This is a genomic window from Chondromyces apiculatus DSM 436, assembly GCF_000601485.1.
Taxonomy (GTDB): Bacteria; Myxococcota_A; Polyangia; order Polyangiales; family Polyangiaceae; genus Chondromyces; species Chondromyces apiculatus.
This window is the reverse complement of record NZ_ASRX01000101.1, coordinates 1-15,121: the sequence shown is the minus strand read 5'-3', so window position 1 is coordinate 15,121 and position 15,121 is coordinate 1. Positions and strand designations below refer to the sequence as shown.

The following is a 15,121-nucleotide window of genomic DNA, read 5'->3' as shown; positions in this document are numbered from 1 at the left end:
AACCAGCGTCTCTTCTCCCCCTTCCCCTCTCGTCAATCCAGTCCTGCTGACGCTTGCCGCTGTGGCGTGCACCGCATGCCCATCGTTCTGGCATCGCGACGCTCAGACCGCACGTATCTGCTCGCGTGGCCCTGCCTGGGCGTCGGCCCAGAGTTCGCAAGGGGAGCAAGCCGTGGGGAGGATGCCTCAAACACTCAGCGTCGCGATGGCCCTTTTTTGCGGGCAGCTGGCGATATCGTTCCTGGGCGGTAGTTCTCCCCCTGACCGATCGGCAGCGGCCCGATGTGCCCTGGCCGCCCTGCTCCTGCTGCTGGCCACGGGCACTCGGCTGAGTGCTCTGAAGCCGAAGCGGGACGCTGGAGCTTGCGCTGGAGCGTCATTTCTTGCGGCCACGGCGCTCTCCTTCCTCGCAGGGATCTTCGAGCTCTGGGCAGTCACCGTGACGGAGGCGAAGGTTCCTCACGCACTGACGGCGCTCGGCTTCTCGCCGGCAGCCTGGCGCTCCGCACGGCCCATGGGGTTCGAGCTGTGCGGCCTCCTCGCCGTGCTGACCATGTCTGCCGACCACGCACATGCGCTGGCCGTTCGTCGGGCCTCGGCTGCGCTCACCACCCAGCCCCCCGCTGGCGGTGAGGGCACACCGAACGGTGCCTTCGACATCGCGGGGCGCGCTCTGCGCGTTGCAGGGATCGCCTTCGCGGCGTTTGCTGCCGCCCTGCATGCCACGCTCGGCCCCGGTCCACTCGCTCCCTCCGCGTTCACCGCCCCCATCGCCGTCCTTGCAAGCTGCTCTCTGGCCGCCTTCTGGCTGGGAGCGCCCGTCATGCGCGCCATGGCTCTGGTCCGTACGCGCGCCGCCGGGCTCCTCGTACGCGACCCTGAGGCATTCGGCCGGCTCGCGCGCGTCGATGTGGTCTGTGTCCGCACCAGCGCCGCTGTCACGGTAGACCTGGCACGAGCCATCGACGGGCTCCGCGCCCGGGGCGTGGCTGTGCACCTGCTCGGGCAACACGGGCCAGAGAACCTACAGGGTAGGGCTCCGCTCCGAGGTGCGCGCGCCTTCAACACCCCCACACCGATGGCAGCAGCGCTGCATGTGCGCGACCTGCAGTTCGCAGGGTTCTCCGTCGCGCTCGTTGGATCCAGCGCCGACATCGCCTCGAGCCGTGCAGATCTGGCCATCGGCCTCGCGGCAGCCTCTCCCTCGATGAGCGCCGAGCTGAGCGACGGTGGCCTGGAACCGCTCGCGTATGCGCTCGACATCTCACGGGCATTCCAGGCCAGGATGCGCGGGGGCGCCACCATCGCTGCGATCATCAACGCAGTACTCATCCCGTGTGCCGCGCTCGGCTGGTGCCCCCCTGCCATTGCAGCCCTGATCGCCCTGTTCGAAGCCATCCTCGTCCTGGCGAACACCATGAGGCTGCCGGCGGCACCGCGCCGACTGTCGGGGGCGGTCGAGCAAACACCGTCGACCTTGGCAGCCGTGACGCAGCCCTTGCTCCAGCCCGCCGTTGCCCTGGAGAAGTCGGTGGCCGTGGAGCGCCGCCTTCTCCCCCAGGTCCAGCACGGGCGCGGCACCGGCCACATCCTTCCCGCTCCTTCTGCTGCGCGCTAAGCTGAAGCGATATGCGCTTCACTTGGCTACACCTGCCGCTTCTCATCGCGGCCATCGCTGCGGGGCCAGGGTGCTCCGTACAGGACGATGGAACACCTGATCCGCCGCCGCCAGGTGTTCCCGGTCCCAACGCGACGCTTCGGTTCGACGTGCAGGGCACGCTCGAACTCGCCCCCGGGGAAGAACGCTCCGTGACCATCGCCACGAGCCCCCCGGCTCCCTACGAGGTGAGCTTCAGCATCGTTGGCGACACCTCGGGAGCATGGCTCGATCGGACCACGACGGCAGCCAGCACTGCAGGGCGCGCCACCGTCGTGCTCCACGCCCCCAGCGTGGCCACCACCTTCCGGCTGCGCGCCGTGGTCAAGGATGGCCCCTCCGCCGACCTCAACGTCTCCGTCAGCGACAAAGGGTTTGCCCCTCTGCGCATCACGCCTCTGTATGCAGGGCAGCGCCTGGTGACGGAGTGGACCGCGAGCGTGAAGGCCGGAACCACCTGCGCAGAGATCGCGGCGATCTTGCCGGAGGATCCAGAAGGCGCTCTCGTCGGCAGCGCTCCCGCGGATGCAGCCGACGGCGTGAGCATCATGAGCGCGCCCGTGGGGCCCAACCTGGCCGTGGCTCTGCGAGCAGGTCGCGCCCTGTGGGGTTGCTCCGATGTCGCGGATCTCGAAGCCGGAACCGAGCGCGCCGTCGTCGTGAGCGTCAAGGATGGCCCCCTCGCGCTCGCTTCCACGAACCTCGACCTCACCTTGACCTTCGCCCTCAACAGCGACGTGAGCACCCTCATCCAGGCGAACGTCTCCCGCGTCATGGACAGCTTCCTGCCCGATGAGATGCATGGGTCGGCCTTGCTGGACACCATGGAGGCGCTCACGGCCACCGATCTGCAGGACGCCTTCGCCGATCGGCGACAGACCGAGGACTGGGATGATCTCGCAGACGAGCACCTGGCCAATCTCCCCTCGCCGCTGCCCCAGGTGTGCCGTACCTGGGCAGAGACCGGCCTCGCCACGTTGACCCCGCAGATCTCGGCGCGGCTTCGGGGTATCGACCAGGTCCCCGACAAGGCGTGGCTCGAAGTCACCCAGTTCGGCGGCGTCCCTGCCGCAAACGCGGGCGTGCCGTCGACAGCGCACCAGGTCTCATGGACCTCCGAGCCCGGTGACGTGCTCCGGCTCGACGGCAGGATGTACTGGATCCCCAGCCGCTACGTCGGCGCGGCTGCCCGTGAAGGTGCGCTCGCCACCCTGCCTCCGGAAGCATCCATGGCTGAAGCGCTCTCCGCTGCGGCAGATTGCGAAGGGCTCGCCGCGACGCTCGGTGGCTTCTCGGGTTGCGACCAGACCTGCATGCTTTCGCTGTGCACCTCGGCGCTCGACGCCCGCTGGACCACGGGCATCGAGGCCTCCGCGTCGACCTCCCTCACGGGCACCGTCGCCGTGGCTGCCTCGGGCGCCGCGACGATCGACCAGGAAGCCACGCCCGTCGGCTGGGGAGCCGCCTGGCTAGGCAAGATCAGCGACGGCGACACCGAAGCCACGGTGCAGGGTCAGGCCACGGCCGTCGAAAGCAGCACCCCCATCGAGTAGCGCGCGCACCGCGGTGGAGGACCCGCTCCCTATGGTTTCCAGGGTTCTCCTTATCCTATGCTCGCGCCATGCCGTCTTTGCCCTCCCGCTACCTCGGCCGCGCCGCGCGCGCGCTGGCCAGAGCGGCGCTCCCTGCCCTGCTCATCGCCCCGGCTTGCACGTCGCTCTTCGAGAATGACCCGCCCCCCGCGGACGTCCCCGAAGGGCCCGAGCTGGCGCCCGGCGAGGTCTGCGTCACCCCGGCCCCCCCCTCGGTCCGCGTCCGCTTCGAACCATCCTTCATCGCCCTCGCGCCTTGCGGCAACCCCTCGGGCGCGCCCTGCGAGCGCACGGTGAACGTGGTCGTCGATCCCGACGTCTGCACCTCCACGCCGGTCACCTTCCAGAGCGCGGACGCCAGCGTCGTGGCTCCCCCTGCCGAGGGCAACGTCGGCCTGCGCCAGCCCACGCTGTCCGTCGTGGTGCGCGCCGGCGCCCGCGGTGAGTCGACCATCACTGCGCTCGTCCCCCGCGGCGATGGCTCGAACGCCACCGCCGAGCTCACCGTCGCCGTGCTCCCCGGCGAACGCACTGCGTGTACGGGCGAGGCCTCCTCTCCCCTCCTCAATGCCGGCGACACCCTCCGCGGTGAGGGAGGCCTCGCAGGCGCAACCCTGACCCTCCCGGAAGGCGCCGACCACCCGAACCAGGGCAGCTTCATCTGGAGCGTCGCCCCCTTCCCGGCCGCTCTCCACTGCGCCGCGGATCTCGACCTCCCGGGCCACCTCCCGCTCGGCCCTGCCATCACCTTCGGCCCCGAGGACAAGAAGCTCCCGCGCGAGATCCCCTTCTCCGTTCCGCTCAACCCTGCGCTCATTCCCGCCCAGGCCCGCCTCCGCCACATCCGCCTCGCCTACGCCGGCCCGGGCTTCCACGACCCGCGACCCGTCCCCATCGCCGACCCCCGCATCGAGCAGATCGACGGCCAGTGGGCGCTCACCTTCAAGGCGCCGCGCCTCGGCACCTACCAGGCCTTCGTCCGCGCCGACGGCGGCGTGACCAGCCGCAAGCGTCGCCTCAGCCACCGCGCCATCATGGGCATCTCCATGGGAGGAGGCGGCTCCGCCATGGTGGGCCTCCGCAACCACCACCTCTTCGATGTCGTCGCCCCCCTCGGCGGCCCCGTCGACTGGACCTGGCTCCTGCACCACATCGAGCAGAACCACCTCGGCGGCTTCCGCCCCATCGCATCCGGCACCACCCTGAACGACATCGAGCTCACCGCAGCCGCCTGCACCACCAGCGCCGACTGCGAGCCCGACGAGACCTGCCTCGGCCCCGAGGGCGTGGGCCCTGGCCACTGCGCCTTCCTGCCCGTCCCCGGCACGCCCTACGAGCACCCCTCCACGTTCAACCGCTGGTGGTACGAGTACCCGCGCGAAGGCAATGGCGGCAGCTTCGATCGCAACGACTACATCCAGATCTTCCGCGACCTCGCACTCATGTTCGGCAACCCCAACGGAGAGAACCTCTCCGAGGGCGCCGAGAGCCTTCCGGCCGGTGTCCCGCCCGATGACCGCAGCGTCATCGGCGACAGCGGAGAGTGCTCCGTGTGGGTCGAGCCGCTCGACGACCACCCGAACCGCGAGCACCAGGAACAGCTCAAGCAGCAGTGCCCCACCGAGCGCTGCAGCCACACCCTGACGCTCACCGGCTACTTCGACGACGAGTACAACCCCGACGGTACCTTCCCGGTGATCACCGTCTGTGATGGCTCGCCCCAGAACCAGTCGCTCACCCCCTACGCGAACACCTGGTCCGCCGAGGGCAACGGCTACCCGCTCGAGCTCGCGCTGGCCGTCGACTACAACGGCAACGGCGTGCGCGACGAGATGGAACCCCTCATCCGCGCTGGCCGGGAGCCCTTCCAGGACACCGGCGAGGACGGCCTCCCGAGCGCCCTCGAACCGGGCTACGAGCCCCTCGTCAACGAAGACCCTGCGGGCGACGACTACGACCCGCAGTACAACCCCACCGGCACCGAGGGCGACCATCGCTACCAGCAGGGCGAACCCTTCGACGATGTCGGCCTGGATGGCGTCCCCGGCACTACCCAGCAACCCCCCGGCGGGTGGCGAAACCCGGGCGACGGCTTCGACGTGGGCGAGGCAGACGGCGCATTCACCGTCTCCAGCGGCCTCCAGCGCGTCTGGGACGTCGACCCGCACAGCGTCGTGCGCGGCTGGTCCACCGCCATCCCTGGCGGCCCCCTCGACGACGTCGCCCTCTCGCGCCTCGACCTCTGGACCGACGGAGGCACCCGCGACCTCTTCAACTTCATGGCCGACGCCCAGCACCTCGTCGGCACCTTCGCCGCCCGCGGCCGCGACGTCGCCTACCTGACCGACTTCGGCCTCGCCCCTGGCCTCGAAGCCACCACGCCCGACCAGTACGCCCCCGGGCGCATCGTCTGGGAAGACCTGCAAGGCGTCGTCCTCCAGCGCTACGGCAAGGCCGACCCCACCCCCGCGGACATCGAGAGCGGCAGCGGACAGCACGTCGGCACCGGCGCGGAGATCATCGCGCGCCTGCAGGCAGCCCTCTACTTCGCCGGCTCGCGCTGGCCGGAGCCGCACCTGCGCCGCCTCGTCGCGCCCAGCGCCGACAAGCCCGCGGAGGGCCTGGACCGCTGCGAGATCAACGGCACCTGCATCTTCGACTTCACCTCCACCTTCGGCCGCATGGGCCCCGTGGCCGTCAACCTCCCCCCCGGCTACGGCCACGCCGATCTGCAGGATCGCCGCTACCCCGTGATCTACCTGATGCACGGCTACGGCCAGGAGCCTCAGGATCTCGCCGCCGCGGGCCTCATCCTGCAGGCCTTCATGAACGACGGCCAGGTCAGCGAGAAGACGCGGCTCCCCAAGGCCATCGTGGTCTACGTCGACGGACGCTGCCGCGAGAACGCCGCGGGCAAGGCCGAGTGCCTCCAGGGCACCTTCTACGGCGACAGCGCGCGCCCCGATGGCCCGCAGATGGAGCAGTGGCTGCTCGAGCTGATGGACCACATCGATCAGCGCTACCGCACCCTCGGCGAGACCGAGACGAGCTGGACCCAGTGACCGCCCCGCCCTCGCCCGCCTGACCCCAGGCCGCGAACCACCACGATTTCTCCGCTCGCCCCCTTGATCCTCACGTTACGTGAGGTCCTAGGCTCCTCCCCGTGACCAGGACGGCCCGCGAACACGACGACGACGAAAGGCCACGTCGCTGGAAGGTGGGAGAGCTCGCGAAGCGCACTGGCGTCTCCGTGCGCACCCTCCACCACTACGACGACATTGGCCTCCTCGCGCCCTCTCACCGCTCCCGGGCTGGCCACCGGCTCTACGGACCGGAGGATCTCCTGCGACTGCAGCAGATCCTGTCACTGCGGCAGCTCGGGCTCTCGCTCGAGGAGATCCGCGACACCCTGAAGCGACGCGACACCTCGCCCGCCCAGGTCGTCCAGCTTCACCTCACGCGCGTGCGCGAGCAGATCCAGCACCTCACGCGGCTCGCAGCGCGGCTCGACGGCCTCGCGGCCAGCCTCGCGGCGCGGGACGCCGTATCCACCGAAGACCTGCTGACCACCATGGAGGAGATGACCATGTTCGAGAAGTACTACACCGAGGACCAGCTCCAGCAGCTCGCCGAGCGTCGCGCAGCGCTCGGCGACGACCTGATCCAGCAGACCCAGGCCGAGTGGCCCAAGCTCATCACCGAGGTCCGCACAGCCATGGATCGGAGCGCCGACGTGGCGAGCCCCGAGGTCCAGCAGCTCGCCGCCCGCTGGAAGGAACTCATCGAGCGGTTCACCGGCGGGGATCCCGGCCTGCGCACGTCCCTCCAGAAGATGTACGACAGCGAGCCTCAGGTCGCGCAGAAGCACGCCATGGACCCGGCCATGATGAAGTTCATCGGCGATGCATGGGCTGCCGCGAAGACCCAGGGCTGACCCTGGGCCACGCGCGCCGCCTTCATCCCGACGGAGCCCCCCCGGCCTCGACCTGGAGCGCAGCGAGCCGCGCCGCGAGCTGGTCGAGGCCGAGCGCCCCCATCCCCCCCGGCGATACCCGCGCCCCCAGGCTCTGTTCTGGCGTACGTCCAGCGAGCCCCGCCGTACCCGTCATCTCCGCCGCCGCTTGCCGGTAGGCGTCACGGAACGGCGTCCCGCCCACCGCCAGCTCCACCGCCCGATCCGTCGCATACATCGTCGGATCGATCGCCCCCCGCATCCGCGCCTCGTCGAACGCCACGTGCGCGACCAGCGCGGGGACCAGGGCGAGCCCATCCAGCGCGCGCCCGAACGCGCGCAACACGGGCCCCTTCGTGGCCTGCAAGTCACGGTGGTAGCCGCTCGGCAACGACAGGATCGCCGACAGCTCCGCCATCGCCCCCTCGACCACTGCCGGGAGCGTCCTCAGCAGCTCCACCACATCGGGGTTCCGCTTGTTGGGCATGATCGAGCTGCCGGTCGTGTAGGCATCCGGCAACCGCACGAACCCGAACTCCGCGGTCGCGAACAGCGACAGATCCCACGCCATCCGGCGCACATCCAGGCTCGCCTGGTGCAGCGCCCCCAGCCCGAGCAGCTCCAGCTTCCCCCGGCTGTTCTGCGCGTAGATCGGCGAGATCTGCACCCGCCCGAAGCCCAGCTCCGCCGCCACGCCGCTCCTGTCGAGCGGCAGGTTCACCCCGTACCCCGCCGCCGTGCCCAGCGGACTCTGATCGACCCGCGACCACGCCGCGCGCGCCGTCTCCGCATCATCGAGGAACGCCTCCGCATGCCCCGCGAAGAACGCCCCCAGCGAGCTCGGCACCGCCCGCTGCAGGTGCGTGTACCCCGGCATCGGCACCCCCGCCGTGCCCCTCGCCCGCGTCAGGCAGGCTCCGGCCACGGACAGGCACAGCGTCACCAGCGCCCCCAGCCGCTCCTTCAGCCACAACCGCGCCGCCACCAGCACCTGATCGTTGCGGCTCCGCCCGGTGTGCACCTTGCGCCCCACCTCCCCGAGCTGCTCCGCCAGCAGGTGCTCGATGGCCGAGTGGCCATCCTCGAAGCGCGCGTCGAGCACGAACCGCCCTGCCGCGAAGTCCTCCCCGATCCGCGCGAGCCCCTCCACCAGCGAGGCCGCCTCCCCTTCCGTGAGCACCCCGATCCGCGCGAGCCCCCCCACGTGCGCCATCGACGCGCGCACGTCGTACGCGAACAGCTCCCGGTCGAGCGCCACATCGTCTGCCGCGCAGAACCGCTGCATCGCCTCGTCGGCAGCAGCGCCACCCTTGTCCCAGATCGGTCGTGTCACCGCGGCACCCCCAGAAGTTCGGGCAGCGAGAAGGCCAGGTTCATGTTCTGCAGCGCCTGCGTCGCCGCGCCCTTCAGCAGGTTGTCCAGCGTCACCACCACCACCGCACGCCGCTGCGCCGCATCGACGGTGATCCCCCCGATCGTCACCCCGTGGCGCCCTGCCGCATCCCGCACCAGCGGGATCTCCTCCTGCACCGCCACCAGCGCCTCCCCCTCGTACGCTGCCTGGTACATCGCGCGCAGCGCATCGGCCGACACGGTCGTGGCGAGCGGCATCGCGATCGTCAGGGTGATCCCCCGGAAGAACGGCGCCACGTGCGGCACGAACGCCACCTCCACCCCGAGGCCATGCCCGATCTCCCGCTCGTGCACGTGCCCCACGAGCGCGTAGGGCATCAGGTTGTCGCGCAGCTTCTCGGGATCGTTCCGGTCCGATGGCGTGGTCCCGGCGCCGCTGTACCCCGACACCCCGAACACGTGGGGCATGCCGCCCAGCACGCCGAGCGCCGGCGCAATCCCGAGCTGAGCGCCCGTCGCATAGCACCCCGGGTTCGCGATCCGCCTCGCCCCAAAGAGCGCCTCCCGCCGTAGCTCGGGCAGCCCGTAGCGCCACTCGGCATCGAAGCGATGATCCGCCGACAGATCCACGATCACCGCGCGCCCACCCGCCGCCTCGATCGCCGCCACGTAGGGCGCGGCCTGCCCGTTGGGGAGCGCCAGGATCACCACCTCGGTCCCCCGCGCGGCCACCTCGGCGGGCTCCAGCGCCTCCACCACGAGTTCCGTCTCCGCCCCCGCGCACAGCTCCGAGAGCGGCCTCCCCTTCCCCTGCCGCGACACCGCGAACGTCAGGTGGAACCGCGGGTGCGCCTCCACCAGCCTCACCAGCTCGGCCCCCGTGTACCCCCGCGCCCCCACGAGGCCCACGCCGATCCGCTCTGCACCACCCTCGCGCGCCACCCGACCTCCTCCTGCCGCCCTGATCCGCCGGTCAGGGCACGCCTACTGCCCGATGCTGTGCTCCTTCAACGTCGCCGGCATCGCCAGCGCGCGCTCCACGCAGACCTTGATCTCGTCGAAGTCGTGGATGCCGTACCAGAACACCGTCCACTTCTCGCTCGAGTACGACCCGTCGGCGCGCTGGAAGTACCAGGGGTTCACCTCGTTGTCGATCCGCGCCCGCCAGAACAGCTTCGGGTTCTCCCGCGCCATCCTCAGCCACAGCGACCCCCCGATCCCCTCCCCTTGCGCCTCCGCCGTCACCGCGAACTTGTCGAGGTACGGCACCCCTTCCTCCAGCGTCAGGATCGCGCCCGCGCGGTAGCTGTCCGCCAGGTAAATCCGGAAGAACGGCTTCATCTCGTAGTACTCGGGGACCGGCTTCCTCCCGAAGCTCGACTCCAGCAGCTCCGACAGCCGCCCCCTGTCCACCGTCGCGATCGTCTCGTGCCGCACGATCCGCTCACCACGCCGGATCAACGTGCCCGACCCCTTGTGCGTGAACAGCTCCTTCGCGAGCTGATCCGGCGAGGTGATCGACACGCTCGACGTCCGCGGCAACCGCTCGAGGAGCGCCTTCGCCTCGTCGAGGCGCACCCGCATCAGCCGCGGCACCCACGCCTCGGTCAGGAACGGCGCGTAGTCCTCCTCTAGGTTCACGCCCTGGATGAGATCCCCGTACTCGTCGAAGAACCCCCCTTTCCGCGAGAGGATCACGATCTTGAACGGCTCCAGAAACGCCGCCAGCTCGCGCGTCGTCTCGTCCGTCGGCAGGTTCAGGATCTGCCCCGCCGGCGTCTCCCCCAGGCTCCCGATGATGGGCAGGTGCCCCGCCCGCAGCGACGAATCGATCGCCTCCCCGTGCACCTTCGTCACCCGCCCCACGAGGCCGTAGGCCTTCTTGTCGAGCACCTCGGCCTCGAACACCCCGCTGGTGATCGGCCGCGCCCGCGTCCCCATCGCCTCCAGCGCGTCCACGAGGCGCAGGTTCTCGGTCCGGAAGACGCGCCGCACGATCTCCAGCGCCCTCGGCGACGTCCGCTTCGGCTCGTCCTCCTCCGACGTCGTGGCGACGCCCGCGGCCTTGAGCGCCTCGGTGAGCTGCGGCCCGGCCCCGTGCACCACCACCGGCGTCAGCCCCACCTTCGACAGGAAGGTCAGCGACGAGACCAGCGCGTCGAGATCCTCCGCGATGATCCCGCCGCCCACCTTGATCACCGCGAACCTGCGCGACTCCACGCTGGAGTACTGCTTCAGGTACTGCTCGACCTCCTTGCGGCTCCCCAGGTTGCGCAGCAGCTTGACGATCAGCTCTTGCGTCGACGCGTGACCGGTCACGAACCGCCTCCAGCCCCGCCGAGCATGCGCCTGTACACCGCAAGCGCCCCCGCCAGATCCGCGAGCGGCACGAACTCGCCCGCCGTGTGGGCCTGCCGGATGTCCCCGGGCCCGAACACCACCGCCGCCACCCCGCCCTCCGAGAAGAGCGCCGCCTCCGTCCAGAAGTCCACCGCCGCCCCCTCCGTGAGCCCGAAGCGCGCCGCCAGCGCCCTCCCCCGCTGGATCCCGGCCTCCCCGTCTGCGGGCAGCGGCGGCGCGAGGAACCCCTTGGTGACCGTGATCCGCGCTCTGTCCGGCGCGAGCGCCGCCAGCCCGTCGATCACCGCCTCCGGCCGCCGTGACGGCGGGGGCCGCACCCCGAACCGCACCATCGCCTGCGACGCGATCATGTTGGACTTCACCCCTCCCTCGATCACCCCGAGGTTGAGCCGGATCCCGCGCAGCCCTCCTGCGCCCCCCTCCCCTGCCCCGGTCGCCTCGCCTTCCCCACCCTTCTCGCCCCTCTCGCCCTCCCCGCGCTCCGTGCGCTCTGCCTCCTCCAGCGCCCGCGCCGCCCAGCGCACCGCCTCGTGCACCGCGCTGTCCTTGAGCGCCCGTGCCCCCGAGGCATGCCCCCCCACCCCCTGGAACACCGCCGTCGCCGTCCCGATCCCCCGGTGGGCCAGCACCGCCTTGCACGACGTCGGCTCCCCGACCACCACCTCCTCGTAGCGGTGACGCGCCGTGAAATCGCGGATGCAGCGCGACGACCCTGCCTCCTCGTCCGAGCTGAAGAGGAACGCCGCATCGCCTCCGGTCATCTCTGCGGCCACCAGCAGCGCCGCCGCCGCCCCCTTGATGTCGCAGGCCCCGAGCCCCACGGCCTGATCCCCCTCCACCGCGAGCCGCAGCGGATCCCTGGTCCACCCCGGATCTGCGGGCACCGTGTCCACGTGCACGTTGAACAGCACCCGCGGCGTCCCCCGGACGGCGTGGAGCCACACGCACCCCTCGCCGAGGTCCTGCACCTCCACCGCGAACCCCGCCGGCAGCGCCTCCCGCAGGTAGCCGAAGATGCCCCCCTCATCCATCGCGCGCGGCGGATTGCGCGTATCGAACTGCACCAGCCGCTCCAGGTGCGCGAGGACGCGGCCCAGCCCCTCGCTCCCGACCTCGTCGCCCATCCTCCCGTTCATCCCTTCGCTGCCGCCTTGCCGCCGCGCCCCGCCGGGTTGATCGCGGCCGACAGCGTCGAGCTCATCCCGTACAGCTTGATGAACCCCTCCGCCTCGCGCGCACCCCAGTCCGCGCTCTGCGCGTACACCGCGCCCTTGTTCCTCAGAATGTGCTCGCTCGACACCGCGACCGGCAGCGCCGTCCCGCCCCACGTCTCCAGCGTCACCTCGCCAGACACGAACGCCTGACTCTGGCGCAGGAACGCCTCCAGATCGGCCTTGAGTGGCTCGAAGAAGAACCCCTTGTAGACAAGCTCCACCCACTTCTTCGCCACTGCCGGCTTGAACGTGTTCTGGTGCGCCGTCAGCACCGCTTCCTCGAGCGCCCGGTGCGCCACCATCAGCGCCGTGATCCCCGGGCACTCGAAGACGATCCGCCCCTTCAGCCCGATCGTCGTGTCCCCCGTGTAGATCCCCCGGCCCACCCCGTAGGCCCCCATCCGCTCGTTCAGCGCCTTCAGGATCTCCGGCCCGGGCAGCGCCGCCCCGTCCAGCGTCACCGCCACGCCCTTCTCGAACCCGATCCTCACCCGCAGCGCCTCGCGCGGCCACCGGCTCGGGTGCGCGCACAGCGTCCACGTCTCGTCGCCGGGCGCCTGGAACTCGTCGATCTCCGATCCCGACGCCGTGACGCCGAGCAGGTTCTGGTTGATGGAGTACCGCGTCGTCTTCGCCCGCACCGGGAAGCCCCGCTCCTCCAGGAACGTCGCCTCGTACGCGCGCACCGCCCGGTGCTCCTGCTGGATCTCCCGGATGGGCGCCACGATCTCGTAGTCCCCGAGCGAGCGCACCGTCTGGTCGAAGCGCACCTGATCGTTCCCCATCCCGGTGCACCCGTGCGCGAACACCTTCGTCCCACGCCGGTCCGCGAGCCGCAGCGACTGCTCCACGATGATGTACCGATCGCTCACCAGCAGCGGATAGGTGTCCTGGTAGAGCTGCCCCCCGATCACCAGCGGCACCACCACCTCGTCCCAGATGTCCTGGGCCCCGTCGTACGTCTCGTGGTCCAGGGCGCCGAGCGCCCGCGCCCGCTCCTCGATGTACTTCCGCTCCTCCGCGTCCACCCCGCCCGTGTCCACGAACAGCGTCACCACCTCGTAGCCCCGATCCTTCAGCCAGGGCACGCAGAAGCTTGTGTCGAGCCCTCCGGAGAACGCCAGTACCGCCGTCTTCTTCGTCCCACCGTGCTGGTTCATCGCCTCTCCTCTCGACCGCTCACTTCGCCCGATCAGCGCCCGCAGAAGCGCCCGCGAGGAGCGCCTCCATCAAGGCCTTCTGCACGTGGATCCGGTTCTCCGCCTCGTCGATGTGGATCGCCTGCGGCGAGTCGAGCACCTCGTCCGTCACCTTCACGTTCCGCCGCACCGGCAGGCAGTGCGAGAACAGCCCCCCCGACGTCAGCTCCATCTTCTGCCGGTCGACCATGAAGTGCCGGTGCGCCTCGCGGATCGGCTTCTCCTCCGCCCACCGTCCGAAGTACGGCAGTGCCCCCCACGACTTCGCGTACACCACCGCCGCCCCCCGGTAGCCCGCCTCCACGTCGTGCGTCACCGTGATCCGCTGCCCCGCCGCCTGCGCCATCTCCTCCGCCGCGTCCATGTAGCGCCGGTCGAGCACGTACTCCGGCGTCGGGCACAGCAGCGTCACCTCAAACCCGAACTTCGCCGCGATGATCAGCGCCGAGTTCGCCACCGCCGTGTTCAAGGGCTTCGGGTGGTACGTCCAGGTGAGCAGGAGCTTCTTCCCGTCCGTGCGCCCGAGCTTCTCCTGCAAGGTCAGCATCAGCGCCAGCTCTTGGCAGGGGTGGGTGATGGTCTCCATGTTGATCACCGGCACCGTCGCGTGCGCCGCGAACGCGCGGATCACCTTGTCCTCCCGATCGTCCTCCCACCGCTGGAACTTCGGGAACGCCCGCACCGCGATGGCGTCCACGTACCGCGACAGCACCCGCGCCACCTCGCGCACGTGCTCCTCCGGCTCGCCGTCCATCACCCCCCCGTCCTCGAACTCGATCGGCCACGCACCCTTGCCGGGCTCCAGCACGATCGCCTTCATCCCGAGCTGGTGCGCCCCGAGCTCGAAGCTCGTCCGCGTGCGCAGCGAGGGGTTGAAGAACAGGAGCGCGATCGACTTCCCCTCCAGGGTCTTGTCGTGCCGACCCGCCTTCATCCGGGCCGCCACGTCCAGCAGCCCTTGCAGCTCGTCCCTGGAGTAATCGAGCGTCGTCAAGAAGTGGCGCATGGCGCCTTGTACACCCCGCCGCTGCGTCGCGTCATCGCTCTATCGTCGATTTTCGGCCGTCGCCTCTCCGGATCCTTCGGCGCTTCGCCCGACCTTCGCCAGCTCGGGAGGCCGCCGCGTTCCCGGCTGCACGGGTCAGGGCAGGTTCACCGCTCCGAAGCGCACCAGGCCAGGCGTGCTCGGCTCCACCTGGTAGGTCCCAGCGCCCACGCCCACCCTCGCCAGGGTGCTCGGCAGCACGCTCGGCCTGCTCACGTGGACTTGCCAGCCCACTGCGTTCGCCGAGGTCTCCCAGTAGATCGCCCCCCCTGCCTCCCGCAGCCTCCAGTACCGGTGCGCCACCGCATCGTACGGCACCTGCAGCAGCTCTTCCTGCTGTCCCTGCACCACCTGTTTGAACTGGAGCTGCCCGGAGATCTTCGAGATCTCCACCTGCGCCACCTGGTCCCCTGCCGTCAGGTAGAACTGCGTGAACCCCTGGGTGGCCGAATCGGTCGCCTGGTCCACCGCGACGAACACCGCGCACCCTGCGACGTCGAATTCGTCCACCGAGCGCAGACCGCCGTACATCTCGTTCTCGTTCGTCGCCGGCAGGTTCACCTCCGCCGCCCCGTTCGCCTCTGCCAGCGTGGCGGGAGCATTGATGAAGGTCAGCCACGCGGAGCCGACGACTCCATCGTCGAACCCGTCCACGAACGGGATGTGCCCACCAGGACACCCGGGCACCTCGCCCCCGCCGCTTCCCCCGCTTCCCCCTGCCCCTGCCCCTGCCCCCGCGCCTCCCACC

At 70.4% G+C, this 15,121-nt stretch carries 10 protein-coding genes and 1 pseudogene; 4 read left to right on the top strand and 7 right to left on the bottom strand.

Annotation, left to right across the window (positions count from 1 at the left end):
* The first annotated feature begins 439 nt into the window (after nucleotides 1–439).
* The 4 genes from CAP_RS39635 to CAP_RS39620 all read left to right on the top strand — a co-directional run bounded on the left by CAP_RS39635 (nucleotide 440) and on the right by CAP_RS39620 (nucleotide 7,183).
* Entirely contained in the window at nucleotides 440–1,618 is a 1,179-nt protein-coding gene (locus tag CAP_RS39635; protein ID WP_044250677.1) for a hypothetical protein, read from the top strand.
* A gap of 11 nt (nucleotides 1,619–1,629) precedes the next feature.
* Complete coding sequence (locus CAP_RS39630; RefSeq protein WP_156041559.1) at nucleotides 1,630–3,210, top strand: hypothetical protein; 1,581 nt, start codon at nucleotides 1,630–1,632, stop codon at nucleotides 3,208–3,210.
* A gap of 68 nt (nucleotides 3,211–3,278) precedes the next feature.
* Entirely contained in the window at nucleotides 3,279–6,311 is a 3,033-nt protein-coding gene (locus CAP_RS39625) for an alpha/beta hydrolase (RefSeq protein ID WP_044250673.1), read from the top strand.
* Nucleotides 6,312–6,412: 101 nt separating this feature from the next.
* Nucleotides 6,413–7,183, top strand: a complete 771-nt coding sequence (locus CAP_RS39620; protein WP_044250671.1) for a MerR family transcriptional regulator — start codon at nucleotides 6,413–6,415, stop codon at nucleotides 7,181–7,183.
* Nucleotides 7,184–7,205: 22 nt separating this feature from the next.
* On the opposite strand, the gene argH is transcribed toward CAP_RS39620, so the two are convergent.
* The 7 genes and pseudogenes from argH to CAP_RS53005 all read right to left on the bottom strand — a co-directional run.
* Nucleotides 7,206–8,534 carry an argininosuccinate lyase gene (argH, locus tag CAP_RS39615; protein ID WP_044250669.1) on the bottom strand — a complete coding sequence of 443 codons (1,329 nt, stop codon included), beginning with the start codon at nucleotides 8,532–8,534 and terminating at the stop codon, nucleotides 7,206–7,208.
* On the bottom strand, nucleotides 8,531–9,496 hold the full coding sequence (gene argC / locus CAP_RS39610; protein WP_044250667.1) for an N-acetyl-gamma-glutamyl-phosphate reductase: 966 nt from the start codon (nucleotides 9,494–9,496) through the stop codon (nucleotides 8,531–8,533). Before argC ends, argH begins: the two co-directional genes overlap by 4 nt.
* Nucleotides 9,497–9,538: 42 nt before the next feature.
* Nucleotides 9,539–10,873 carry an acetylglutamate kinase gene (locus tag CAP_RS39605; RefSeq protein WP_044250665.1) on the bottom strand — a complete coding sequence of 445 codons (1,335 nt, stop codon included), beginning with the start codon at nucleotides 10,871–10,873 and terminating at the stop codon, nucleotides 9,539–9,541.
* Nucleotides 10,870–12,039: an acetylornithine deacetylase gene (locus CAP_RS39600; protein ID WP_044250663.1), complete on the bottom strand. Its 1,170-nt coding sequence runs from the start codon at nucleotides 12,037–12,039 to the stop codon at nucleotides 10,870–10,872. The genes CAP_RS39605 and CAP_RS39600 overlap by 4 nt, the downstream gene beginning before the upstream one ends.
* A gap of 8 nt (nucleotides 12,040–12,047) precedes the next feature.
* A complete protein-coding gene (locus tag CAP_RS39595) occupies nucleotides 12,048–13,289 on the bottom strand; it encodes an argininosuccinate synthase (protein ID WP_044250661.1) in 1,242 nt (413 codons plus the stop codon).
* A 19-nt stretch (nucleotides 13,290–13,308) separates the two neighbouring features.
* A complete protein-coding gene (locus CAP_RS39590; protein WP_044250659.1) occupies nucleotides 13,309–14,334 on the bottom strand; it encodes an N-acetylornithine carbamoyltransferase in 1,026 nt (341 codons plus the stop codon).
* 135 nt (nucleotides 14,335–14,469) lie between these two features.
* Nucleotides 14,470–15,121: pseudogene (locus tag CAP_RS53005) on the bottom strand (hypothetical protein); the annotation flags it as partial.

Excerpts from the sequence above, each read along its gene's own strand:
- CAP_RS39630 (WP_156041559.1), top strand. The coding sequence starts at position 1,630 with ATGCGCTTCACTTGGCTACACCTGCCGCTTCTCATCGCGGCCATCGCT.
- CAP_RS39625 (WP_044250673.1), top strand. The coding sequence starts at position 3,279 with ATGCCGTCTTTGCCCTCCCGCTACCTCGGCCGCGCCGCGCGCGCGCTG.
- CAP_RS39600 (WP_044250663.1), bottom strand. The coding sequence starts at position 12,039 with ATGGGCGACGAGGTCGGGAGCGAGGGGCTGGGCCGCGTCCTCGCGCAC.
- CAP_RS39595 (WP_044250661.1), bottom strand. The coding sequence starts at position 13,289 with ATGAACCAGCACGGTGGGACGAAGAAGACGGCGGTACTGGCGTTCTCC.
- CAP_RS39590 (WP_044250659.1), bottom strand. The coding sequence starts at position 14,334 with ATGCGCCACTTCTTGACGACGCTCGATTACTCCAGGGACGAGCTGCAA.